General features: G+C 52.7%; 25 protein-coding genes, 4 tRNA genes and 1 pseudogene. 12 read left to right on the forward strand and 18 right to left on the reverse strand.

The window, feature by feature from the left end:
- Window positions 1-13 precede the first annotated feature (13 nt).
- Genes yigI through yigF form a run of 4 tightly spaced genes read left to right on the forward strand, consistent with a single transcriptional unit; the run spans window position 14 to window position 2,298 of the window.
- Entirely contained in the window at window positions 14-481 is a 468-nt protein-coding gene (gene yigI / locus QEN31_RS23065) for an acyl-CoA thioesterase YigI (RefSeq protein ID WP_327258365.1), read from the forward strand.
- 43 nt (window positions 482-524) lie between these two features.
- Complete coding sequence (gene rarD / locus QEN31_RS23070) at window positions 525-1,409, forward strand: EamA family transporter RarD (RefSeq protein ID WP_000339080.1); 885 nt, start codon at window positions 525-527, stop codon at window positions 1,407-1,409.
- A 34-nt stretch (window positions 1,410-1,443) separates the two neighbouring features.
- Window positions 1,444-1,902, forward strand: coding sequence for a membrane protein (locus tag QEN31_RS23075; RefSeq protein ID WP_001738611.1), 459 nt, complete (start codon window positions 1,444-1,446; stop codon window positions 1,900-1,902).
- 15 nt (window positions 1,903-1,917) lie between these two features.
- Complete coding sequence (yigF, locus tag QEN31_RS23080; RefSeq protein WP_000356594.1) at window positions 1,918-2,298, forward strand: inner membrane protein YigF; 381 nt, start codon at window positions 1,918-1,920, stop codon at window positions 2,296-2,298.
- 48 nt (window positions 2,299-2,346) lie between these two features.
- Here yigF and corA read toward each other — a convergent pair whose 3' ends face one another.
- From corA to lptM, 8 genes are all read right to left on the reverse strand, one after another.
- Window positions 2,347-3,297: a magnesium/cobalt transporter CorA gene (gene corA, locus QEN31_RS23085; RefSeq protein ID WP_000947139.1), complete on the reverse strand. Its 951-nt coding sequence runs from the start codon at window positions 3,295-3,297 to the stop codon at window positions 2,347-2,349.
- 155 nt (window positions 3,298-3,452) lie between these two features.
- A complete protein-coding gene (gene ysgD / locus QEN31_RS23090; protein ID WP_212723238.1) occupies window positions 3,453-3,509 on the reverse strand; it encodes a YsgD/CorL family protein in 57 nt (18 codons plus the stop codon).
- A 259-nt stretch (window positions 3,510-3,768) separates the two neighbouring features.
- Complete coding sequence (gene uvrD, locus QEN31_RS23095) at window positions 3,769-5,931, reverse strand: DNA helicase II (RefSeq protein ID WP_000383441.1); 2,163 nt, start codon at window positions 5,929-5,931, stop codon at window positions 3,769-3,771.
- Window positions 5,932-6,066: 135 nt separating this feature from the next.
- On the reverse strand, window positions 6,067-6,783 hold the full coding sequence (gene yigB, locus QEN31_RS23100) for a 5-amino-6-(5-phospho-D-ribitylamino)uracil phosphatase YigB (protein WP_001213560.1): 717 nt from the start codon (window positions 6,781-6,783) through the stop codon (window positions 6,067-6,069).
- Window positions 6,783-7,685 (reverse strand): tyrosine recombinase XerC, encoded by a 903-nt coding sequence (gene xerC, locus QEN31_RS23105; RefSeq protein WP_000132874.1) that lies wholly within the window; start codon window positions 7,683-7,685, stop codon window positions 6,783-6,785. The genes yigB and xerC overlap by 1 nt, the downstream gene beginning before the upstream one ends.
- On the reverse strand, window positions 7,682-8,389 hold the full coding sequence (locus QEN31_RS23110) for a DUF484 domain-containing protein (protein WP_000812765.1): 708 nt from the start codon (window positions 8,387-8,389) through the stop codon (window positions 7,682-7,684). Before QEN31_RS23110 ends, xerC begins: the two co-directional genes overlap by 4 nt.
- Window positions 8,386-9,210, reverse strand: a complete 825-nt coding sequence (gene dapF, locus QEN31_RS23115) for a diaminopimelate epimerase (RefSeq protein WP_001160671.1) — start codon at window positions 9,208-9,210, stop codon at window positions 8,386-8,388. Before dapF ends, QEN31_RS23110 begins: the two co-directional genes overlap by 4 nt.
- A gap of 36 nt (window positions 9,211-9,246) precedes the next feature.
- A complete protein-coding gene (gene lptM / locus QEN31_RS23120; RefSeq protein WP_000799903.1) occupies window positions 9,247-9,450 on the reverse strand; it encodes an LPS translocon maturation chaperone LptM in 204 nt (67 codons plus the stop codon).
- 185 nt (window positions 9,451-9,635) lie between these two features.
- Here lptM and QEN31_RS23125 point away from each other — a divergent pair, with 185 nt between their 5' ends.
- The 4 genes and pseudogenes from QEN31_RS23125 to cyaY all read left to right on the forward strand — a co-directional run bounded on the left by QEN31_RS23125 (window position 9,636) and on the right by cyaY (window position 10,922).
- Entirely contained in the window at window positions 9,636-9,887 is a 252-nt protein-coding gene (locus tag QEN31_RS23125) for a hypothetical protein (RefSeq protein ID WP_001541792.1), read from the forward strand.
- A pseudogene (locus QEN31_RS23130) lies at window positions 9,857-10,155 on the forward strand (hypothetical protein); the annotation flags it as partial. The gene QEN31_RS23125 and the pseudogene QEN31_RS23130, both read left to right, overlap by 31 nt.
- A complete protein-coding gene (locus QEN31_RS23135; RefSeq protein ID WP_001125556.1) occupies window positions 10,143-10,532 on the forward strand; it encodes a DUF3021 family protein in 390 nt (129 codons plus the stop codon). The pseudogene QEN31_RS23130 and the gene QEN31_RS23135, both read left to right, overlap by 13 nt.
- Before the next feature lie 69 nt (window positions 10,533-10,601).
- Window positions 10,602-10,922, forward strand: a complete 321-nt coding sequence (cyaY, locus tag QEN31_RS23140; protein ID WP_000999930.1) for an iron donor protein CyaY — start codon at window positions 10,602-10,604, stop codon at window positions 10,920-10,922.
- Between the two features lie 70 nt (window positions 10,923-10,992).
- Here the strand turns inward: cyaY and QEN31_RS23145 are convergent, their stop codons facing one another.
- The 4 genes from QEN31_RS23145 to cyaA form a co-directional block, all read right to left on the reverse strand.
- Window positions 10,993-11,355: a hypothetical protein gene (locus QEN31_RS23145; protein WP_010989084.1), complete on the reverse strand. Its 363-nt coding sequence runs from the start codon at window positions 11,353-11,355 to the stop codon at window positions 10,993-10,995.
- An 11-nt stretch (window positions 11,356-11,366) separates the two neighbouring features.
- Complete coding sequence (locus QEN31_RS23150) at window positions 11,367-11,909, reverse strand: STM3941 family protein (RefSeq protein ID WP_001738610.1); 543 nt, start codon at window positions 11,907-11,909, stop codon at window positions 11,367-11,369.
- Window positions 11,910-12,094: 185 nt separating this feature from the next.
- Window positions 12,095-12,448, reverse strand: coding sequence for a membrane protein (locus QEN31_RS23155; protein ID WP_000752579.1), 354 nt, complete (start codon window positions 12,446-12,448; stop codon window positions 12,095-12,097).
- 107 nt (window positions 12,449-12,555) lie between these two features.
- Window positions 12,556-15,102 (reverse strand): class I adenylate cyclase, encoded by a 2,547-nt coding sequence (gene cyaA / locus QEN31_RS23160; RefSeq protein WP_000281718.1) that lies wholly within the window; start codon window positions 15,100-15,102, stop codon window positions 12,556-12,558.
- Window positions 15,103-15,478: 376 nt separating this feature from the next.
- Between cyaA and hemC the strand changes: the two genes are divergently transcribed.
- Genes hemC through hemY form a run of 4 tightly spaced genes read left to right on the forward strand, consistent with a single transcriptional unit; the run spans window position 15,479 to window position 19,547 of the window.
- On the forward strand, window positions 15,479-16,420 hold the full coding sequence (gene hemC / locus QEN31_RS23165) for a hydroxymethylbilane synthase (protein WP_001521319.1): 942 nt from the start codon (window positions 15,479-15,481) through the stop codon (window positions 16,418-16,420).
- On the forward strand, window positions 16,417-17,157 hold the full coding sequence (gene hemD, locus QEN31_RS23170; RefSeq protein WP_000025498.1) for a uroporphyrinogen-III synthase: 741 nt from the start codon (window positions 16,417-16,419) through the stop codon (window positions 17,155-17,157). The genes hemC and hemD overlap by 4 nt, the downstream gene beginning before the upstream one ends.
- A 21-nt stretch (window positions 17,158-17,178) precedes the next feature.
- Window positions 17,179-18,348, forward strand: a complete 1,170-nt coding sequence (gene hemX / locus QEN31_RS23175) for a uroporphyrinogen-III C-methyltransferase (RefSeq protein WP_000138962.1) — start codon at window positions 17,179-17,181, stop codon at window positions 18,346-18,348.
- A 2-nt stretch (window positions 18,349-18,350) separates the two neighbouring features.
- The gene (gene hemY, locus QEN31_RS23180) at window positions 18,351-19,547 is read left to right on the forward strand and encodes a protoheme IX biogenesis protein HemY (protein ID WP_001546072.1); all 1,197 of its coding nucleotides are present in this window, start codon (window positions 18,351-18,353) and stop codon (window positions 19,545-19,547) included.
- 657 nt (window positions 19,548-20,204) lie between these two features.
- Here hemY and tnpA read toward each other — a convergent pair.
- From tnpA to thrP, 6 genes are all read right to left on the reverse strand, one after another.
- Window positions 20,205-20,663, reverse strand: coding sequence for an IS200/IS605-like element IS200F family transposase (tnpA, locus tag QEN31_RS23185; RefSeq protein WP_000502119.1), 459 nt, complete (start codon window positions 20,661-20,663; stop codon window positions 20,205-20,207).
- A gap of 176 nt (window positions 20,664-20,839) precedes the next feature.
- Window positions 20,840-20,916, reverse strand: a tRNA-Pro gene (locus tag QEN31_RS23190).
- A gap of 42 nt (window positions 20,917-20,958) precedes the next feature.
- Window positions 20,959-21,045: transfer RNA gene (locus QEN31_RS23195), tRNA-Leu, on the reverse strand.
- A 20-nt stretch (window positions 21,046-21,065) separates the two neighbouring features.
- A tRNA-His gene (locus tag QEN31_RS23200) sits at window positions 21,066-21,141 on the reverse strand.
- Between the two features lie 54 nt (window positions 21,142-21,195).
- Window positions 21,196-21,272, reverse strand: a tRNA-Arg gene (locus QEN31_RS23205).
- Window positions 21,273-21,374: 102 nt separating this feature from the next.
- Window positions 21,375-22,760 (reverse strand): bifunctional threonine/serine APC transporter ThrP, encoded by a 1,386-nt coding sequence (gene thrP / locus QEN31_RS23210; protein ID WP_000818378.1) that lies wholly within the window; start codon window positions 22,758-22,760, stop codon window positions 21,375-21,377.
- Between the last annotated feature and the right edge of the window lie 22 nt (window positions 22,761-22,782).

Raw genomic sequence — 22,782 nt, forward strand, 5'->3', positions numbered from 1 at the left:
GTGTCAGGAATCTATGTCCGCTGTACTTACCGCTGAACAAGCTCTGAAATTAGTGGGTGAAATGTTTGTCTACCACATGCCGTTTAATCGGGCGTTAGGGCTGGAGCTGGAACGCTATGAAAAAGCGTTCGCCCAACTGGCCTTCAACAACCAGCCGATGATGGTCGGCAACTGGGTGCAAAGCATTTTACACGGCGGCGTGATCGCCTCTGCGCTGGATGTCGCCGCCGGACTGGTATGCGTCGGCAGCACGCTAACTCGCCACGAAACCATCAGCGAAGATGAACTACGCCAGCGCCTGTCGCGGATGGGAACGATTGACCTGCGCGTCGATTACCTGCGTCCGGGCAGAGGCAACCGCTTTACGGCCACCAGTAGCCTGCTGCGCGCAGGGAATAAAGTGGCCGTCGCCCGCGTGGAATTACACAATGAAGATCAGCTGTACATCGCCAGCGCCACCGCTACTTATATGGTGGGATAAAAGCAGGTAAACTGTTGTTACACTTCAGATACGAGTTTTCCGGATGGACGCAAAACAAACACGGCAGGGCGTATTACTCGCTCTTGCCGCCTATTTTATTTGGGGGATCGCCCCCGCGTATTTCAAGCTGATCTATTACGTTCCCGCAGATGAGATCCTGACGCACCGCGTGATTTGGTCATTTTTCTTTATGGTGGCGCTGCTTAGCGTCAGCCGGCAGTGGCGACAGGTTAAGCGCTTACTGAAAACGCCAAAGAAGATTTTCCTGCTGGCCCTGTCCGCCGTACTGGTCGGCGGTAACTGGCTATTGTTCATTTGGGCGGTAAATAATCACCATATGCTGGAGGCCAGCCTGGGTTATTTCATTAATCCGCTGGTTAACATCTTGCTGGGGATGATTTTTCTTGGCGAACGCTTCCGTCGAATGCAGTGGCTGGCGGTGATTCTGGCGGTGTGCGGCGTGCTGGTGCAACTCTGGACCTTTGGCTCGCTGCCGATTATCGCGCTGGGGCTGGCGTTTAGTTTTGCGTTTTACGGCCTGGTGCGTAAGAAGATCGCCGTTGAAGCGCAGACGGGTATGCTGGTTGAAACGCTATGGCTGTTGCCGGTCGCCGCGATTTATCTGTTTGGCATCGCCGATAGCCCTACCAGCCATATGGGGCAAAACGCACTATCGTTGAACTTGCTGTTAATGGCGGCGGGTGTGGTCACTACGATTCCGCTGCTGTGCTTCACCGGAGCGGCTACGCGTCTGCGTCTTTCTACACTGGGCTTTTTCCAGTATATCGGCCCAACGCTGATGTTTTTACTGGCGGTGACGTTTTATGGCGAAGTGCCGGGCGCGGATAAGATGGTGACATTTGCGTTTATCTGGGTCGCGCTGGCGATTTTCGTGATGGATGCGATTTATACGCAGCGTAAAAAATAACGCGACTATTATTCTAAATATAATCTGAAAAAATATGCCTCCCCTTGTAAGGGGGGTAGCATATTGTCATGCTAACGACGTAACCCAACATATGGATGTGAAATTAATGTTAAGTGTTTTTATTCCTTCATCTGAGAGATGTGTTTCCAGATGTCGTTATTTATTATCATTCGCGCTAATAAATATAATATTTTCCATTTTGGTTGGGGTTTTATTATATTTAAGCTTTGTGATACTGGCAATTTTATTCACAATTTTACTACATTATCTCGTCATTAATTTAAACTGTCAGCGATTCAGAGACAGTGGCTTTGAATATATAAAATTCTATGTATGGGGTACGCTTGTAATCTATATTGCCTCCTTCGTGATAATGGTTGCTGAAGATTTCGCTTGCGATGGCTTTGGTATGCCTCTTTTTCTAATCTGGTATTTTGCAACCTTTTCTCTGCTACTTCTGGCCCCCCCGGATTCGAATTCACTCAACAAGTAATTTAATGGAGTTTACATGGACAAGGATTATATTAATGATGGTTCGCTATCTGAAAAATGGAAATACCGTTTTTCATTTTACGATCAACATGGTTTCCCTGGATTTTGGAAAGTAAGCCCAGAATATAAACAGGCATTTAAAGCATTAAAGCCCCGACAACGGTTGACTATTCAAATAAACTTTATTGCCTTTTTCTTCTCATGGATTTATTTGTTTGTACTGGGTCTGTGGAAAAAAGCAATTATAGTTATTTTATTAGGGATCGTTGCAATATTTATTGGAGCATTAATCGGCGTTAACATACTTGGACTTGTTGTCGCAGCTTATGTCGGCGTCAATACAAATAAGTGGTTCTATGAAAAAGAGGTTAAAGGTATCAATACCTGGAGCCTGTAACTTTTCAGGGTGGTTCAGCCGCAGCTGAATCACCCTGGCCTTAATGTCTTACAGCCAGTTCTTGCGCTTAAAGTACAAATACGGCGCAAGCCCCGCCAGAATCATAAAGATAATCGCGCCTGGATAACCAAAGCTCCACTTCAGTTCCGGCATAAACTCGAAGTTCATCCCATAGCTGGAAGCGACCAGCGTCGGCGGCAGGAACACCACGGAAACCACCGAGAAGATTTTGATAATACGGTTCTGCTCGATGTTGATGAAACCCATCGCCGCCTGCATCAGGAAGTTCACCTTCTGGAACAGCGATTCATTGTGCGGCAGCAGAGATTCGATATCGCGCAGGATCTCACGCGCCTGCTCCAGCTGTCCGCCCGGTAAGCGCGCCTTGCGCACCAGGAAGTTCAGCGCGCGTTGGGTATCCATCAGACACAGGCGTACCTTCCAGCCGATATCTTCCAGTTCCGCCAGCGTGGAGAGCGCTTCGTCGTATTCATCGCCCTGATGCCCTTCCATAATGACGCGGCTCAGTTTTTCCAGATCGCTGTAGATGTTTTCGATTTCATCCGCCAACTGTTCAATTTTAGTTTCGAACAGATCGAGCAGTAATTCATAAGCATTACCGTCGACCATCGCCTGGCTGCGGGCGCGCATACGATACAAACGGAAGGCGGGCAGTTCGCGTTCACGCAGCGTAAACAGACGGCCATCGCGAATAGTGAATGCCACCGTAGAGTTACCGGCATGATCTTCCGCATCTTCGAAGAAGAAGAAGGAGTGGATATGCAGTCCGTCTTCGTCTTCAAAGAAGCGCGCGGATGCTTCGATATCTTCCAGTTCAGGACGCGTCGCCAGACTCTGGCCCAGCTCAGATTGTACGCGCAATCGCTCGTCGTCGTCCGGTTCGACCAAATCGACCCATACGGCATCAATCAGGCTTTGTGACTCCTCGACTTCCAGCCGGGTCAGTCGGTTTTTTTCCAGTTGAAATGCGCTCAGCATGACCGGGACTCCCAATGCGTAAAAATATCGGACAGTTCAGATGGGCACACAGAAACAAATTGGGTTTCAGACCATTAAACAGCCTGACTCAACGCGACGGGAAAAAATGAAAGGTCGCTGACAACCGCTAAGGCTATCAGCAAAAAGGGATAGCCTTAGGAGTTGATCCTGGATGACAGGATAATGAGCCAGTATCTACTGGGTGTGTCCAAGGCGAATGTCCTCTTAGCGTAATCGTGGGCGCATGTTACGCCAGCAAAAATTTGCCGTCAACACGCAACGAAACGCGAAAAAGCAATAATTTCCCCTTATGCAGAAAGGTTAGCAGAGTGAGAGTATTTATCTATGATTTCAGAATATTAACATCAATATATCGCCGGATGGCGGCTTCGCCTTATCCGGCCTACAAATCAAAATGTTAGCCAGCGCGTAGGCCGGATAAGACGCGCCATCCGGCACTATGAGAGTCGGTCAAACCGTTTCCAGCTTCGCATACGCGGCAACCAGCCATTTGATCCCTTGCCCCTGAAAAGCCACCTGCAACCGGCTATGCTCGCCGCTGCCCTCCAGGTTGACAATAGTTCCCTCGCCGAACTTCGCATGGCGCACGCGTTGGCCGAGTTTGTAGCCTGTGTCGTTTTCCGCCAGCGGCGTTCCCATTCGTTGATGGCTCACCGGACGACTGACGGTGGCGCGCAGACGGACCTCTTCCACGCACTCCTCCGGCAACTCGCCGATGAAACGCGACGGGCGATGATAAACCTCTTTACCATACAGACGGCGAGTTTCGGCATAGGTTAGCGTCAGTTTCTGCATGGCACGGGTAACGCCGACGTAGGCCAGACGACGCTCCTCTTCCAAACGCCCGCCCTCATCCAGCGACATCTGGCTGGGGAACATCCCCTCTTCCATCCCGACGATAAACACCTGCGGAAACTCCAGGCCTTTGGCCGAGTGCAGCGTCATCAGCTGTACCGCATCCTGCCAGGTATCCGCCTGCCCCTCGCCCGCTTCCAGCGCCGCGTGAGAGAGGAAGGCCTGCAACGGCATCAAATCTTCATCTTCGTCGTTGTAGCTGAACTGCCGCGTTGCCGTCACCAGTTCCTCTAAGTTTTCGATGCGCGTCTGGCCTTTCTCGCCTTTTTCTTGCTCATACATGGTGCGCAGGCCGGAATCTTTGATCACCCGGTCAGTCTGCACATGCAGCGGCATGTCGGCGGTTTCCTGCGCCAGGGCGTCGATCAGTTCCATAAAGCGTTGCAGCGCGCTGGCCGCACGCCCGGCCAGGGCTTTTTCCTGTAACAATTCACGGCACACCTGCCACAATGTTAGCTGGCGATCGCGCGAGGTCTGGCGCACCACGTCCAGCGTGCGGTCGCCGATACCGCGCGTTGGGGTATTCACCACGCGTTCAAAGGCGGCATCATCGTTGCGATTGGCAATCAAACGCAGATAAGAGAGCGCATCTTTGATCTCCTGGCGTTCGAAGAAGCGCATACCGCCGTAAATGCGGTACGGCATACTGGCCTGTAATAACGCTTCTTCCAGCACGCGCGACTGGGCGTTGCTGCGATAAAGAATGGCGCATTGCGCAAGCGCGCCGCCGTTGTCCTGCCAGGTTTTGATACGGTTAACCACAAAGCGCGCTTCATCCAGTTCGTTGAAAGCGCAGTACAGCGATATCGGTTCGCCGTCAACGCCGTCAGTCCACAGCTTTTTACCCAAACGCCCATTGTTATTCTCAATCAGAGCGTTCGCCGCGCTAAGGATGTTGCTGGTCGAGCGGTAATTCTGCTCCAGACGAATGGTCTGCGCGCCGGGGAAATCATTGAGGAAGCGCTGGATGTTCTCTACCTGGGCCCCGCGCCAGCCGTAGATCGACTGGTCATCGTCGCCGACAATCATCACCTTACCGGTATCGCCCGCCAGCAGACGAACCCAGGCGTACTGAATGTTGTTGGTATCCTGGAATTCGTCCACCAGGATGTTAGTAAACCGCTCGCGATAGTGTTGCAGGATGTGCGGCTTGTTCAGCCATAGTTCATGAGCGCGCAGCAGTAGCTCGGCAAAATCCACCAGACCAGCGCGATCGCACGCTTCCTGATAGGCCTGATACACCTTCTGCCAGGTCTGCTCCACCGGGTTGCCATAGCTTTGGATATGGTGCGGGCGTAGCCCTTCGTCTTTCTGGCTATTGATGTACCACATCGCCTGACGCGGCGGCCACTGCTTCTCATCAAGATTCATCGCCTTAATCAGGCGTTTAAGCAAACGCATCTGATCTTCGCTGTCGAGAATCTGGAAATCCTGCGGCAAATTAGCGTCCATATGATGCGCGCGCAGCAGGCGGTGCGCCAGACCGTGGAACGTCCCTACCCACATTCCGCCCTGGCTGGTCCCCATCAACTGGCCAATACGATGGCGCATTTCCGCCGCCGCTTTATTGGTAAAGGTCACCGCCATGATGGAATATGGCGAGTTGTTTTCTACGCTCAGTAACCAGGCGATACGGTGCACCAGCACGCGGGTTTTCCCGCTTCCCGCGCCCGCCAGCACCAGCATGTTGCTACGTGGCGCGGCCACCGCTTCGCGCTGTTTATCATTAAGGCTGTCGAGCAGGTAAGAAACGTCCATTGGCACCGCCGCGTAAAAACATGAAAACTAAAAACGCCCGGTGGCGCTTCGCTTACCGGGGCTACTTATCGTAGGGCGGATAAGCATAGCGCCATCCGCCAGAATAACTGGGAATTTATACAGAACTACTGGTGATTATATCAGCGAGGTGAGAGATGCCAATCGCGAAATTTCGATATGCGGCAGTAAACGGCTGTCCTGCGTCCGCATCAGGTCGGCATTTTCAGGTTTAATCCAGCAGGCCTGCATCCCACAGCGAATAGCGCCAGCCACATCGGTAGTCAGATCATCGCCGACATGCAGGATCTCGCCGATCGGCACATGCAGTTTTTCCGCCGCCAGGAAATACATGTCGCTAAAGGGCTTGGAACGTCCATCCGGGCCGGCGCGCAGTACAAACTTAAAGTAATCGCCGAGGCCAAACAGTTCCGGCTGGGCATTGCCGTTAGTGATCGCCACCAGCGGCCATTTTTTCGCAAGCTGCTGTAACGTCTCATGGGTAGCCTGCGGAACCTCAATCTGGCTGCGCCATTTGGCAAAATGCATCATCGCCGCATTCGCGCCGGCAATGGCCTCCTGCGCCGATAATCCCGCATCCCGCATGGCCTGCTCTATCGCGCGATGGCGCCAGCGGGTAACGTCATGATAGATTTCCGGCTCCGCTTCACGCACCGCCTGCCGTATCCGCTGTAAATCGACGTTTTGAAACGAACGTAGCGACGGGTGATAATTCTGCATAAAAGCGAGCGCTTCCTGCTCAGTACGCAAAATCACCGGACGGTTATCATAAAGGGTATCATCCAGGTCAAAGGTGAGCGCGGCAATACGCCCCAAAGGCCGGTAAAAACGCATTATTTCCCCCGTTTAGCGCGCGGATGCGCCGCGTCGTACACTGAAGCAAGATGTTGAAAATCAAGATGAGTATAAATTTGGGTGGTGGAAAGGTTGGCATGACCCAGCAGCTCTTGCACGCCGCGCAGATCGCCGCTCGATTCCAGCATATGGGTCGCGAACGAATGGCGCAGCTTATGTGGATGCACGTGGCTGTTTAGCCCCTGCTTTATGCCCCATTCGGCGAACCGTTTTTGGACATTGCGCGCGGAGATACGCTTGCCGAGCTTCGACAGGAATAACGCCTCTTCATCGCTGGCGAACAGGCCGCGCAGATCCAACCAGTGCTCAATCCACGTCACCGCGTTACGGCCAATCGGCAGGCGTCGCTCTTTGCTGCCTTTACCCATTACCCACACTTCTCCGGTATCGAGATCGAGGTGCTTTATATCCAGGCCAACCAGTTCGGATAAACGCAGCCCCGCGCCGTACATGACCTCCAGCATCGCCCGATCACGTACGGCGAGCGGATCGTTAAGATCGATGTCCAGCAGGCGGTTAACGTCGTCGACATCAATATTTTTCGGCAGATGACGCGGCGCTTTCGGTGCGGAGACACCCTTTGCCGGGTTAGCTTTCAATTCGCCCTGACTGACTAACCAGTCAAAAAAGCTTCGCAATGCCGAGAGACGTAGCGCCAGACTGGCAGGGCCAAGCCCTTTGCGCCGACTGCGCACCGCAAAACTGCGCACAATCGCAGCGTCACATTGTTGCCAGCTTTTCAGCCCGGTTTCTCCGGCTAAAGCGATAATGGCATCAAGCTGACGCTGGTAGTTCAGCAGGGTAATGGGGCTAAGCTGGCGCTCCACGCCTAAATAGCGCAGGAACCGCGAGACATCCTGAGAAAGCGCGACATCCGTCATACGCGTTTAATCCAGCGTTCCAGCAGTTCCGGCAGCATCAGCGCGATCTCCTGTAAAAGCTGCGTCCCCTGTCCCGGCTGATAGTGATGCGGGTCACGGCTGCTGAAGAGAATCACCCCGAGGCCGCCATCGCTGCCCATCATCGACATGGCTACCGAGCCTACAGCCTTCGCCTCCGGCAAGACCACCAGCAGTTCCGGGCCGTTTAGCGGGCCAAGATAATGCTGCGACTGTCCCAGCCGTTGAATACGCAGCGGCTCAAAGGCCTGACGGTTTAAAGCCAGATGTGTATAGCGCGATGGCGCGCCAAGACGCCACCGATCCGGGAACAAACGCAGCGTCGCGCCGGCAAGCCCCAAATCGCGCGCCCAGCGGTGAAACCGCACCAGCATCTCATCCAGACTATCCGCGGCGACCAGACGGCTTTGCAGATGCAGCAAGCGATAAAACAGGCTTTCATTGGCATGAGCCTGTTCCATCAGCAGCGTCATATTTTCTTCAAGCACATTGATGTGATTACGCGCGCGGGCCATATGCCACTCAACGAGCGAAACCGTTCCCCGCACGGGATGTGGAACACGCATCGCTTCAACGGCGTGGGCGTTACGGATAAAAAACTCAGGGTGGTGGCGCAGGTAATCGACGACCGCTCGATCGTCCAGTTCCGTGAGCGTTTCCTGTAGTTCTTCCTCTGGTTGCTTCATAAATGGATAAATCCGTCGTAGATATGTGCCGCCGGACCAGTCATGTATAACGGATGACCCGGACCTTTCCAGGCGATATCCAGCCGACCGCCCGGTAATTCCACGCGTACTTCTTCAGCCAGCAGCCCCTGCTGAATCCCCACGGCAACGGCAGCGCACGCGCCGCTGCCGCACGCGCGGGTCTCCCCTGCGCCGCGTTCATAGACTCGCAGCCGGATATGCTCACGTCTTACAACCTGCATAAAACCAATGTTGGCGCGTTCCGGAAAACGCTCATGGCTTTCCAGAACCGGCCCCAGTGTTTCAACGGCCGCCGTGTCGACGTTATCAACCTGAATGACACAGTGCGGATTGCCCATTGAAACCACGCCGCACAGTATGGTCTGTTCCGCCGCTCGCATAATATACGTCTTTTCCGCTTTGTTGGCGCGAAAAGGCACCTGCGCGGGTTCAAAGTTTGGTTCCCCCATATTCACCCGCACCAGTTCATCTTCCGTGACGCTCAGTACCATCCGGCCATTCGCGGTACTGACCCGAATGTCGCGTTTATTGGTTAGCCCTTTCAGGCGAACAAATCGCGCGAAACAGCGCGCGCCATTGCCGCACTGCGAGACTTCACTGCCGTCGGCGTTGAAGATGCGGTAATGAAAGTCCAACTCAGGATCATAGGGCGGCTCAACCACCAGCAGCTGATCGAACCCTACGCCCAGGTGTCTGTCGGATAGCCGACGAATCAGTTCCGGCGAAAAAAAGACATTCTGCGTTACCGCGTCGACGACCATAAAATCGTTGCCAAGGCCATGCATTTTAGAGAATTGCATCATTCACTCCGTTCACGCGGGGACAGAAAACTATCCTCAGTAATTGACCTGGGACGGGCCATCTCCCGTTGCGCGATCGTTCTTATCGGGCATCGTGGACTGCGTTTGCGAATCGACTTTTTTCGTCGGCGGCGGCGCATTTTTATCGGCTGGCGGGAAATAAAGCGGCCCTTTCAAACCGCAGCCCGTCAGGCTGAACAGAGTCAGAAGTACAGCGAGTGTCTTAAACACGTTTTTCATTATGGATTGCCTGTAAGTTCATGCTTTCTATTTTCTATCATCGCAGGAGAAGGCGTAAAAGCAAGCGTTTAGGGGCTCTTTATAAAATCTGAAAAGCGGCGCGTTGCCATGATTATTGCGCATTTACATCAGGAAACATGCTTTGCTCATCACTTTAGGTTTACGTACCACGTCCGGATGACCTTATGCAATATCGTAATTTGTTTTGCCTTTTTTCGCTTTCACTTCTGCTGCCTCCCGCCTGGGGATGCCGGCTGAGTGAATCTCCGCACAATGTTTATCAGCGGCAAGGCAGCGGCGTGGTTTATCTCCAGCCAGAAGAGGAGAACAATCTTTCGTTGCCGGAGGTGAGTTTCAAACGCCTGCGTCGGTTACCCAATTCATTGATTAACCCGGCAACTCAGGGCTGGAACTGGATAGCGCAACCCCCTTCCTGAACCGGGAAATTAACGCCGGAAAAGAGCATGGCTATTTTATGCGTGATAGCCAGCAAGGTCAGGGTATTCATGTCTTTAGCATCAATGGGCCGCTAAAAGTCACCGAGCGTTTTGCGTATGACAACCGCTAGTTTATACGTGGATTGGCAGCCAGCTTTACCGAACAGCATCCCCCTGCCCGGATAAGACGCATACTCTGAATAGGAACGTCATGTACACCAACAATAAAGACATCATCATAACGCAGGCACCGGAATGCCAAAAATGACGCCGCTAAACCGTTTTGCGCACTTGATTAAACATTTGAAAAACGCCCTTCGGGGCGTGGGGATCGGTTCATGCATTTACGTCATTATTGAAAGCATTATGCACGGCACGATAAACGGTGTTGAAGCTGCCGGAGTCCTGACGATAAGCGCGGTACTCGGTCTGCTTAGCGCTCTTTTGGATATCAAAGCAAAGCCGCGCGCCCCCTTAATCCTGTTGCATTTTCTCCTCTGCGGCGGCTGCGTCGCACTGATGGTGGCAATGCTGTCGGCTCTGAACCATTTCCCGGTTAACGCGTCCGTCATACTTATCACCGGTGCGCTATTTATCGTCATTTACCTACCGCTGAGTTTTATCCTTTACCGCTCACAACGGTAATTCGTATCGGTTCCAGAAGCTGACGCTTCCCCTTATACTGGCGCTATCACTCAATAGCGGGATAAAACAATGAACGACAGTGAATTTCATCGCCTGGCTGACGCCCTGTGGCTCACCATTGAAGAACGCCTCGATAGCTGGGACGGCGACAGCGATATCGACTGCGAAATCAACGGCGGCGTGCTGACCCTCAGCTTTGAGAACGGCAGTAAGATCATTATTAACCGTCAGGAGCCGTTGCACCAGGTGTGGCTGGCGACCAAACAGGGCGGCTATCATTTCGATCTGAAAGGCGACGAGTGGGTTTGCGATCGCAGCGGCGAAACCTTCTGGGATCTGCTGGAGCAGGCGGCAACGCAACAAGCGGGTGAAAAGGTGAGTTTTCGCTAAGTTTTAATTCCGCAGGAGAGCCAGAAGAATAGCGCTTTCCTGCGTATATTTAACGAGATATGCGGTCGTATTACCAACCCCGAAATGTGAAATACAGCCAGGTTGCCAGAAACAGCGCGGGCCATACACTCAACCAACCAACCCAAAAACCGTAGCGTTGCCAAAAGGTTAGGTTAAATAGTGGCTTCTGCTCGGTAAAAAGTTGACGTAACGCTGGTGACCAACGTTTTTCCTTGATTTCATTGCTGCAATGATTGCATATCGCTAAACCAAACTTATCTCTTTTTCTCGCTTGAGACAGACCACATGTACGGGTCCTTTTTTGGCGAATAATCAACCATACATCCTGATTATTACAATAAGGGCATGTTTCATGTGTGGGTAGGGTTGCCAGAGGCAGCACATCAATATGGTGAGTAATAACAAAAAACATATATCTCTACCCTATTGTTCCAGGTTTCTGGCAACAGCCATTTTAAAAATATCCTGTAACTCATCTGAGTCATAATCGAGATCGTTTAGAGAGATATTCATCACGCGATTACTTTCATGCTTATTCAATAATGACAGAAAATTATTACGCATTTTCTCATTAGTAATTCGCTGACAATAAAGCTCAACATCTTTGACAAAAATGGCCAGCACAGGCGTATTATCGCTAACACGCTCACCAACATAGTCGATTTCATGCCAGTAAACTATTGGTAGCCTGGTTGTGTGTAATGTTACTCCCTCCTGGTTCAACGTTAGCTGTGGCTTTCCTGAAAAGGCGGAGTACCAGTAAGCACTTGCGCCTGCTATCATGAGGAGTATTAAAAAAACACACACCATCTTTAGCATAATACTATAATTTAGAAAGAGGCTCATCATAAGAGCTATAGCTACCACTGAATAAAACAGAGCTAATTTTATTTGTCGTTTCTTATTCACGCAAATAAGAATAGGGTTGTTTATTGACATATAATATCCTTTTATAAAAACATCCATAAGAAACCATTAAAGAGCTTTTGTTTCTAATATAGTTTTTCAAAACATATTTACGAAAACAATGAAGGACGCGATAGCATTTTGAACGGTCTGAATATTACTACATAAATTGTATAAGAAAAAATATTATCTAAACCTTGTTCCGCTCAATGAGCATTCTTCGAATGTAGGCTGGATAAGGCGCGTTAGCGCCGCCATCCGGCACAGTATCGCTCTAAAGCCATAATCATATTGATAAGAATAATGGCCGCACATGTGAGCATTAACGCGGTAAAGAACAAAAAGGCGATACCGTACAATTCCCATCCCAAGTCATAGAGAAAATGGTAATTGTCGCAGGAGATGATCACATCCAGGCCGGGACATACTTTTCCCCATCGCCCCCAGTAAGATGCATCCCAGAGTTGAAAACTGGCCATGCTGGCGCATAACGAGAGCAGGCACCCAGCAGATATAAAACAGAATAACTTATTTATAAGAATGAAGCCGAGGCTGACCATCGCCATGACTATCCCTAACAAAATGAACGCATCTGCCACCTCAAACCTCCTCCTGTAAACCAAATGCGGAGGTCACGGTAACGAAGTTGGGTGAAGTTAATGTGAAGCGGTGAACGCCGGCCGGGCAGCTTTGCCCGGCGCAGCACTTACGAAAAATACTGCTGCAATAGCGGCGCGTCATGATCCTGGTTTGCTGGCGGCACGGTGTTGATAGGCTGCGTACGGAATGGGATCACCTGCGCGCGGCCATCGGTTTTCACTATCTGGTAGAACTGCGGCAGGTTAAAGTTGATAAAACTGGAGCCATACGTGAAGCGATCGTGCGATGACGAATAGAAGCGACTGACGTCGCGCACCAGTTCTTCCTTGCTACCTTCGCAGTGGTGATATACTTCCGCCCGGTTACTTTCATCCAGAATATAAATGTTAAAGCCTTTCTCATCGCCTGTTTCTTCAAAGAAGAACTGGATAATCCCTTCGCTGGCGAAGCCATCCACCACTGACGGCAATTTCACCTGGTTGGTTTCCACCTGTACCGACAGCCCGTGCAGCTTGTTATGCGAAATCGCGCCGTAGAATTCGATAGCGTTCTCCAGCTTCTGCACCGAGACATTCAAGCGTTCGAAGAATAGCCCCCACGTCTGCCCGGAAACCCGCAGCGCCTTGAAGCGACCGGTCTCCTGACGGGTGCTGGAAAGACGTAGCTCAATACATTCGGAGACCAGTTGCTGCACACGGGTGCGAATCAGGCCGCGAAGATGCTGACTGTAGCAGAACACCTCCACGCTATCCGGCGGCGCGGCATCCTGGTGCATTTTCCCCAGAATCGTTTTCAGCGCTTCGATCATCGCCTGCTCGCCGTTAAAGTGCAGAGTACGCACTTCGTTCCACGAGTTGCGATATAACAAGTCGATACTGCCTATCAGACAGTTTTGCTCTTCGCCAAAGCTGAAAACGTCCAGCTTACGGAAGTCAAAATGGACCACTTTATTGCGAAACGCCGCCGTCGGGTCATATTCGAGGTTAACGATAATCGCCAGATGGCGAATTTCACAGGGGCTGTAGAGCGCTTTCGGCGTCGGAGCAGGCAAGCGCAGCGGGAAATGGTGCGAAACATCGGCGACCATCTCCTGTAACTTAGGCAGGTCGACAATACCGTTGCCCTTAATAAACAGATGCGTTCGCGACGTCAGCAGGCCGTTGAACCACGCCCACGCGACCAGCTTATTAAGATAACGGTTATATTCCAGCGGCTGATGGCTGATGATGGAATCCATGTTCGGCGCGCGGTTGTAGAGATACCAGCCTGAACGGTTGGCGCGTCCCGGCGGCACATGGATAAAGGTTAAATTCGGCTCGGACAGATCCGGCGATATCTGCGGGTTCACCAGCGTGACTTTACCCGGCAACGCTTCAAAAGCCGCGTACAGCTTACGCGTCAGTACGCCGATATCCTGCGGGCTGGCACTCACGCTGAGGTTGTTGCGCCGCGCAAAGCGAATCAGATTACGATAGCTTTGCATCATGGCGTCGAGCAATTCGTTGTGGGCTTCGCGCACCTGATCGATTTTCCAGTTTGCGCGATTATCGAGCATGGTCAGACGCGCGTCGTCCCATCCCCACTCGCTGACTAACTGGCTTAATACTTCCCGACGCCAGCCTACGCAGGCACGCTCGCGACTTAATTTCTCGCACACTTTCAGGTAAAAGCAGCGGCGGACTAAATCCAGCCGCGTCGGATCTTCAATCGCCGTCAGGTATTCAGTGACCCGTTCCAGCATCATGCAGTAGGGATCGAGTCCAAACGATACGATTTCACCGTCATGCAGACGTTGTTTAATATCTTTCGCCAGCAGACGTGGGTTAGGATATTCCCATGAATAGGCTTCCAGCAGCAGCGTTTTCAGCACCGCTTTGTACGGCGAGTCAATGCTCTTGTATAGCTGCCACAGGCTGGCGCCAAAGTACTCTTCGGCGGAGAGCGAGCTTAAGCCCCCCAGATCCAGCCATTCGTTTGGCGTTAATACGCCCTGCGCATAGAGCGTCATGACATAGTCGTCGTAATGCTCTTCTTCGTCGCACGGCACCATACTCCACAGGATACGCTTCCCGGCCAGGCGCACAGCGGTACGATAAAACTCATCAAGCAACAGGATATGCTGCGTAGAACCACAGTCTTCCCCGCCCAGACTGCCGCTTTCGTTATGGCGGAAACGGTTCTCGTCGATCAGGAAGAAGCTCACCTCAACGCCAAGCGAGGCGGCCCAGCTTTCCAGCAGGCTACACTTACGTTGCAGCAACTGACGCTCTTCGCCGTCGAGCCAGGACTGATGGCACACCCAGATATCCAGGTCGGACGAGCAGCTCTGCCCGACCGAGGAGGTGCTGCCCATGGTGTAAACGCCGGTAATCGGCAGCTCGCCCTTCGGCGGGTCCTGCGGCGTCATACCGCGGTACAGCTCAAGTTCGTTCAGATAGTGGCGTTGGGTTTCATCAGGCGTGTAGAAGCAAATACCGCTGGGAACGTTACCATCAAGGTAACCCGGCATCAGTGGATGGTGATAGTGCAATAATGTCGGCAGAAGACTGTAAACCTGCTGAAAAGCGGGTCCCATGGCAGCAAGCGCGCGATCCACACGCAGTTGATTTATGGCATCCAGTCTCTGTTTCAGAGTCTCAATATAGAGGTACAAGACGTATCGCCTGATGTTGCTACCCGTCATGGTGCAGGTCAGTACTTGACCGTCGCCATTCGGGATAAACCGTATGTCAAAAATAACCGTTACCCTTTCTCGCCTGCATATTTTTATCTAATACCGACGAAAAAATGGTCTAAAACGTGATCAATTTAACACCTTGCTCATTGACCGTAAAGAAAGATGCGCTACATACAAGTGTAGCACCGTTCGCTGCGTGTAAATTCTTAAATACGGGCTGGCGGTTTCTCGTCATTATTCACTGTCATTGACGACACTGCGCCTTATCCTCTCACTCACGGTGACCGGAAAACTAACATACTCTCTATAAGGATGTTAGGATGGTCAATGATTGATAATGACGGTAACAAGCATGTTAGACAATGTTTTAAGAATTGCCACACGCCAAAGTCCCCTTGCGCTTTGGCAGGCACATTATGTCAAAGACGCATTGATGGCAACCCATCCGGGACTGACGGTAGAACTGGTGCCGATGGTCACACGCGGCGACGTGATTCTCGATACTCCCCTGGCGAAAGTGGGCGGTAAGGGACTGTTTGTTAAAGAGCTTGAAATCGCGCTGCTGGAAAAACGTGCTGATATCGCCGTGCACTCTATGAAAGACGTTCCGGTGGCCTTCCCGGACGGTCTCGGTCTGGTGACCATTTGCGAGCGCGAAGATCCGCGCGACGCGTTTGTCTCGAATAAATATCACAGTCTGGACGATCTGCCCGCGGGTAGTATCGTCGGGACGTCCAGTTTGCGTCGTCAGTGTCAACTGGCGGAACGCCGTCCGGACCTCATTATCCGTTCGTTGCGCGGCAACGTCGGCACACGTCTCGGCAAGCTGGACAACGGCGACTATGACGCCATTATCCTGGCCGTGGCCGGTCTGAAACGCTTAGGTCTGGAGTCGCGCATTCGCACAGCCTTGCCGCCCGACGTTTCGCTTCCTGCCGTAGGCCAGGGCGCCGTCGGGATTGAGTGTCGTCTTGACGACGCGCGAACACAGGCGCTGCTCGCACCGTTGAATCACTCGCAAACCGCGCTGCGCGTAACGGCGGAACGCGCTATGAACACCCGCCTGGAAGGCGGTTGTCAGGTGCCGATTGGCAGCTATGCAGAAATCATCAACGGTGAAATTTGGCTACGCGCGCTGGTTGGCGCGCCGGACGGTTCGGTGATGGTGCGCGGCGAACGTCGTGGTTCTCCCGAGCAGGCGGAGCAAATGGGCATCTCGCTTGCAGAGGAACTGCTGGAAAACGGCGCACGCGCGATTCTGACGGAAGTTTATAACGGCGAGACGCCCGCATGAGTATTCTGATCACCCGCCCCTCTCCCGCAGGGGAAGCGTTAGTGAGCCGTCTGCGCGCACTGGGGCAGGTGGCCTGGAGTTTTCCACTGATTGAATTTGTCGCCGGTCGGGAGCTACCCACCCTGGCCGACCGCCTGGCGACGCTGACGGAAAACGATCTGGTTTTTGCCCTTTCACAGCACGCTGTCGCCTTTGCTCACGCCCAGCTCCAGCGGGATGGTCGAAACTGGCCTGTGGCGCCGCGCTATTTCGCGATTGGCCGCACCACGGCGCTCGCCCTTCATACCGTTAGCGGGTTCGATATTCGTTATCCATTGGATCGGGAAATCAGCGAAGCCTTGCTACAATTACCTGAATTACAAAATATTGCGGGCAAACGCGCGCTGATTTTGCGTGGCAATGGCGGCCGCGAACTGCTGGGCGAAACCCTGACAGCGCGCGGAGCCGAAGTCAGTTTTTGTGAATGTTATCAACGATGTGCGAAACATTACGATGGCGCGGAAGAAGCGATGCGCTGGCATACTCGCGGCGTAACAACGCTTGTTGTTACCAGCGGCGAGATGTTGCAACGGCTCTGGTCGCTGACTCCCCAGTGGTATCGTGAGCACTGGTTACTACGCTGTCGGCTATTGGTCGTCAGTGAGCGTCTGGCGCACCTCGCCCGGGAACTGGGCTGGCAAGATATTAAGGTCGCTGATAACGCCGACAACGATGCGCTGTTGCGCGCATTACAATAACTCTCATAATGGGATGCCATAATGACGGAACAAGAAAAATCCTCCGCCGTGGTTGATGAGACCAGGGAGAGCGTGGAAACCACGCCACAGCCAGTTAATACCGAGAAAAAAAGTAAGAACGGCGCCGCGCTGGTATTAAGCGCGGTGGCGATTGCGATTGCCCTGGCGGCAGGTATTGGGCTTTATGGCTGGGGGAAACAGCAAGCAACCGCGCAAACGGAAACCAGCGATGCGCTGGCGACGCAACTGACCGCCTTGCAAAAGGCGCAGGAGAGCCAAAAAGCGGAGCTGGAAGGGATTATCAAAAAACAAGCGGCGCAGTTAGATGACGCGAATCGCCAACAGGCGGCGCTGGCGAAACAGCTTGATGAAGTACAACAAAAAGTCGCCACTATTTCCGGCAGCGATGCTAAAACCTGGCTGCTGGCGCAGGCTGATTTCCTGGTGAAACTCGCCGGACGCAAGCTGTGGAGCGATCAGGACGTCACTACCGCCGCTGCGCTGCTCAAAAGCGCTGACGCCAGTCTGGCGGACATGAATGACCCCAGCCTGATTACCGCACGACGCGCGATTACTGACGATATCGCCAGCCTGTCATCCGTTGCGCAGATCGACTACGACGGCATTATTCTCAAGCTCAATCAGCTCTCTAACCAAATCGATAACCTGCGTCTGGCGGATAACGATACCGATGGTTCGCCGATGGATTCAGACAGCAGCGAGCTGTCCAGCTCGTTAAGCGAATGGCGCGTTAACCTGCAAAAAAGCTGGCAGAACTTTATGGACAGCTTTATTACCATTCGCCGCCGCGATGATACCGCCGTACCGCTGTTGGCACCCAACCAGGACGTCTATTTACGCGAAAATATTCGCTCCCGCCTGTTAGTCGCCGCGCAGGCCGTGCCACGCCATCAGGAAGAAACATACCGTCAGGCGCTGGATAACGTTTCGACCTGGGTTCGCGCTTATTACGATACTGACGACGCCGCGACAAAAGCCTTCCTGGAGGAGGTCGATAAATTAAGCCAGCAAAATATCACGATGGATCTGCCAGAAACCCTGGGAAGCCAGGCGATTCTTGAAAAACTGATGCAAACCCGCGTGCGTAATCTGCTGGCGCAACCGACAGTCTCTACGGCAGCGCCTGCCACGCAGACAGACGCTCCGGCAGCCGCGCCGCAAGGAGAATAATGATGCTAAAAGTATTATTGCTCTTTGTGTTGTTGCTTGCGGGTATCGTGGTCGGCCCGATGATAGCCGGTCACCAGGGCTATGTGTTAATCCAGACCGATAACTACAACATTGAAACCAGCGTCACCGGCCTGGCGATCATTCTCATCGTCGCTATGGTGGTGCTATTCGCCATTGAGTGGTTACTACGCCGTCTGTTTCGTACCGGCGCGCACACCCGCGGTTGGTTTGCCGGCCGTAAACGCCGTCGCGCCCGCAAGCAGACCGAACAGGCGCTGCTGAAGCTGGCGGAGGGCGATTATCAGCAGGTTGAAAAGCTGATGTCAAAAAATGCCGATCATGCTGAACAACCGGTGGTAAATTATCTGCTGGCGGCAGAAGCAGCGCAGCAGCGCGGCGATGAAGCGCGCGCTAATCAGCACCTTGAACGTGCGGCAGAGCTGGCGGGGAACGACACCATCCCGGTCGAGATCACGCGCGTGCGCTTACAGCTGGCGCGCAATGAAAATCACGCGGCGCGTCACGGCGTGGACAAACTGCTGGAGGTCACGCCGCGTCACCCGGAAGTTCTGCGTCTGGCGGAGCAGGCCTATATTCGCACCAGCGCATGGAGTTCTTTACTGGATATCATCCCATCCATGGCGAAAGCGCACGTTGGCGATGAAGCGCATCGCGCTATGCTCGAACAACAGGCGTGGATAGGACTCATGGATCAGGCGCGCGCCGAGCAGGGCAGCGAAGGATTACGCACCTGGTGGAAAAACCAAAGCCGTAAAACCCGCCATCAGGTGGCGCTGCAGGTCGCAATGGCCGAGCATCTGATCGAATGTGACGATCATGATATGGCGCAGCAGATTATCATCGACGGTCTGAAACGCCAGTATGACGATCGGCTGGTGCTGCCCATTCCTCGCCTCAGAACCAATAATCCGGAACAACTGGAGAAAGTGCTGCGCCAGCAAATCAAGACGGTAGGCGATCGCCCGCTGTTATGGAGCACGCTCGGCCAGTCGCTAATGAAACACGGTGAATGGCAGGAGGCGACCCTGGCTTTCCGCGCCGCGCTGAAACAACGCCCGGACGCGTATGATTATGCCTGGCTTGCCGATGCGCTTGATCGACTGCATCAACCGGAAGAGGCCGCCGCCATGCGGCGCGACGGCCTGATGCTGACATTACAGAACAATCCCCCGCAGTAATTCCCTCTTGCCCGGTGGCGCTTCGCTTACCGGGCCTACCGCCTACACAAAATCATTCGAGATGCATAAAAAAACGCCTGCCCGGTTAAGGGGCAGGCGTCAAAACAGGTCTGTATGACAACATAAAGGGGTGCTTCACTCAACGTTGTGTCCAGGGTGTTTGATGAGGCGTAAGCGACATCTGTCAGTGGACGATAAGCACCGTAAACGGCTCTGCATCATTCCTGAGTTTATGAGGCCAGAAGGCGAACATAAGAGATGGAATGAGCATCTACCCGTACATTATTGCACATAACGTGCCATCTTTGCACCGCTAAAAAACAGGCGCAGGCATTAAAAAAACGTAGAGAATTCACGCGATTGTCATCCCCCCGCCGCTGGCGAGGTTTTAGCGTGTCGCCCGGTGGAGACAGAACAGGATGCTTTTTACAAAGTGATTATAAATCAATAGATTACTCGTCACCGAATAGCGACAAATGAAGCCTGGGATATCGCCAACAAATCATAATGGCAACACGTGCGGGATAAGGGGTTGAAAAGGAACAGAAAATAAATATCCTCCGGCATAGCCGGAGGTTTTTCAGATGCGCCTATAAGGCTCTCTTACCAGCCGCGCCCTAACAGGCGCATACGATCTGACATTTGCATCAAACTTCGTTACTTACGGCCCGTAAACGGGCTGCCCGGATACGGGATCGATAATTGCTCACCCATTTTATCCTCTTCAAGCTGGTGCTTTATGTAGTCCTGTATCTTCGCCGTGTTCTTACCCACCGTATCGACATAGTACCCTCTGCACCAGAACTCCCTGTTCCTGTATTTGAATTTTAGATCCCCAAACTGCTCGTAAAGCATCAGACTACTTTTACCCTTCAGATATCCCATGAAACTCGACACACTCATCTTCGGCGGGATCTCCAGAAGCATGTGAATATGATCTGCACAACATTCTGCTTCCAGAATTCGTACGTTTTTCCATTCACACAATTTTCTTAATATGCTGCCTACTGCCCTACGCTTCTCTCCATAGAACGCTTGTCTTCGGTATTTGGGCGCGAAAACTATGTGATATTTACAGTTCCATCGGGTGTGCGCTAAGCTCTTTTCGTCCCCCATTGGGACCCCCTTTTGATTTCTTGTTGAACTTTTGCAGTTGCCAGACCGCAAGATGTTTTAACAAATCAAAAGGGGTTTTAATAACTGGCTTAAAGCTGAAAGCTTTCCGGAACCCCCAGCCTAGCTGGGGGTTTTCCATAGACAACAAAAAACCCCGCCGAAGCGGGGTTCAAAATTGGTCGGCGAGAGAGGATTCGAACCTCCGACCCACTGGTCCCAAACCAGTTGCGCTACCAAGCTGCGCTACTCGCCGATATACTGCTTTTTTGAATTTTTAGTTCAATTCATTGAGTCGTGGTGCGAGGGGGGGGACTTGAACCCCCACGTCCGTAAGGACACTAACACCTGAAGCTAGCGCGTCTACCAATTCCGCCACCTTCGCGTTTCACAACTCTATATTAATGGGGTGGCTAATGGGATTCGAACCCACGACAACTGGAATCACAATCCAGGGCTCTACCAACTGAGCTATAGCCACCACTGAAACTTTTTACGCGGTATTAAACCACCGCAGCTCAAGCACCTAAATAAATGGTACGCCCGACAGGATTCGAACCTGAGACCTCTGCCTCCGGAGGGCAGCGCTCTATCCAGCTGAGCTACGGGCGCTTAGCGCCGTTGCGGGGGTGGATAATACGGACTTCACACCCCGCTGTCCAGTGCCTTTTTAAATAAAATGCGCGTTTGGTTATGCTTTGCGCATTTTGGCGCTTATTCCCCCACCTTGTGGGCGGTTCCGTGACGATTCAGACCGAAAACTTTGTAGACCAGCGTGACGGCCAGCAGGAAGATGACGCCGACAAACAGCGACATGCGCGTATCTTCATTAAAGTACATGCCGATTAAAACGCAAACCAGAAACGCCATCGTCAAATAGTTCGCCCACGGAAACATAATGGAACGAAAAGGATGATCCGCAATCGCTTCTTTATGCGCCCGACGAAAGCGCAGTTGGCTAATCAGAATGACAAACCACGGCACCATCCCCGGCAGTACGCTGGCGCTATAAACGTAAACAAAGACGCGCTGCGGATTGGGGATGATGTAGTTCAGGCAAGAACCTACCAGCAAAATCAAAATAGAGAGCGCCACGCCCGCGACCGGCACGCCGTGGCGAGAGACTTTCGCGACTGCCGCCGGCAGTTGACGGTTTTTCGCCAGCGCGTAAAGCATACGCCCACAGCTATACATTCCGCTGTTACAGCCGGAGAGCGCCGCCGTCAGCACGACAAAGTTGATAATGCCTGCCGCGGCGGTGATGCCGATTTTCGCGAAGGTGAGCACAAAGGGGCTGCCGTTGCTGCCAATCTCATTCCACGGGAAAATGGTGACGATCACGAAAATCGCGCCAACATAAAAAATCAGGATACGCCACAGCACTTTACCCACCGCGCTACGCAACGTCACCTGCGGATTCTTCGCTTCACCGGCGGTAATACCGATCAACTCAACCCCCTGATAAGAGGCCACCACGATACACAATGCGGTCAGAAAGCCTTTCCAGCCGCCGGCAAAAAAGCCGCCATGCTCGGTCAGATTACCAAAGCCAATCGCCTGGCCGCCGTTACCAAAGCCGAAGAAAATCACCCCCAGACCGATGATGATCATCACAATAATCGTGGTGACTTTGATCATCGCAAACCAGAACTCGATTTCACCATACAGGCGCACCGCAGCCAGATTCGCCAACGCGACCAGTCCGACGGCAATCAGCGCCGGTATCCACTGCGCCATCTCCGGAAACCAGAACTGGACGTAGACCCCAATGGCGGTAATTTCCGAGATCCCGACCGCCATCCACATAAACCAGTATGACCAGGCGGTAAGATAGCCAAAAAAAGGACTCATATACCGGTGGGCGTACACGGCAAAGGAGCCGGTAACAGGTTCCAGAAAGAGCATCTCCCCCATCGAACGCATGATGAAAAAGACGAACAATCCGGCGATGATATACGCCAGCAGCACTGACGGGCCCGCCCATTTCAGCGTACTGGCGGCGCCCATAAAGAGTCCGACGCCGATGGTGCCCCCGAGGGCAATCAATTCAATATGACGAGCTTCCAGCCCACGCTGTAGCTCCGGTTTTTTCTCTGCCATAAATCCTCATGTCGTGTTTGCA

The sequence above is a fragment of the Salmonella sp. SA15303 genome, from assembly GCF_029962125.1.
Classification (GTDB): domain Bacteria; phylum Pseudomonadota; class Gammaproteobacteria; order Enterobacterales; family Enterobacteriaceae; genus Salmonella; species Salmonella enterica.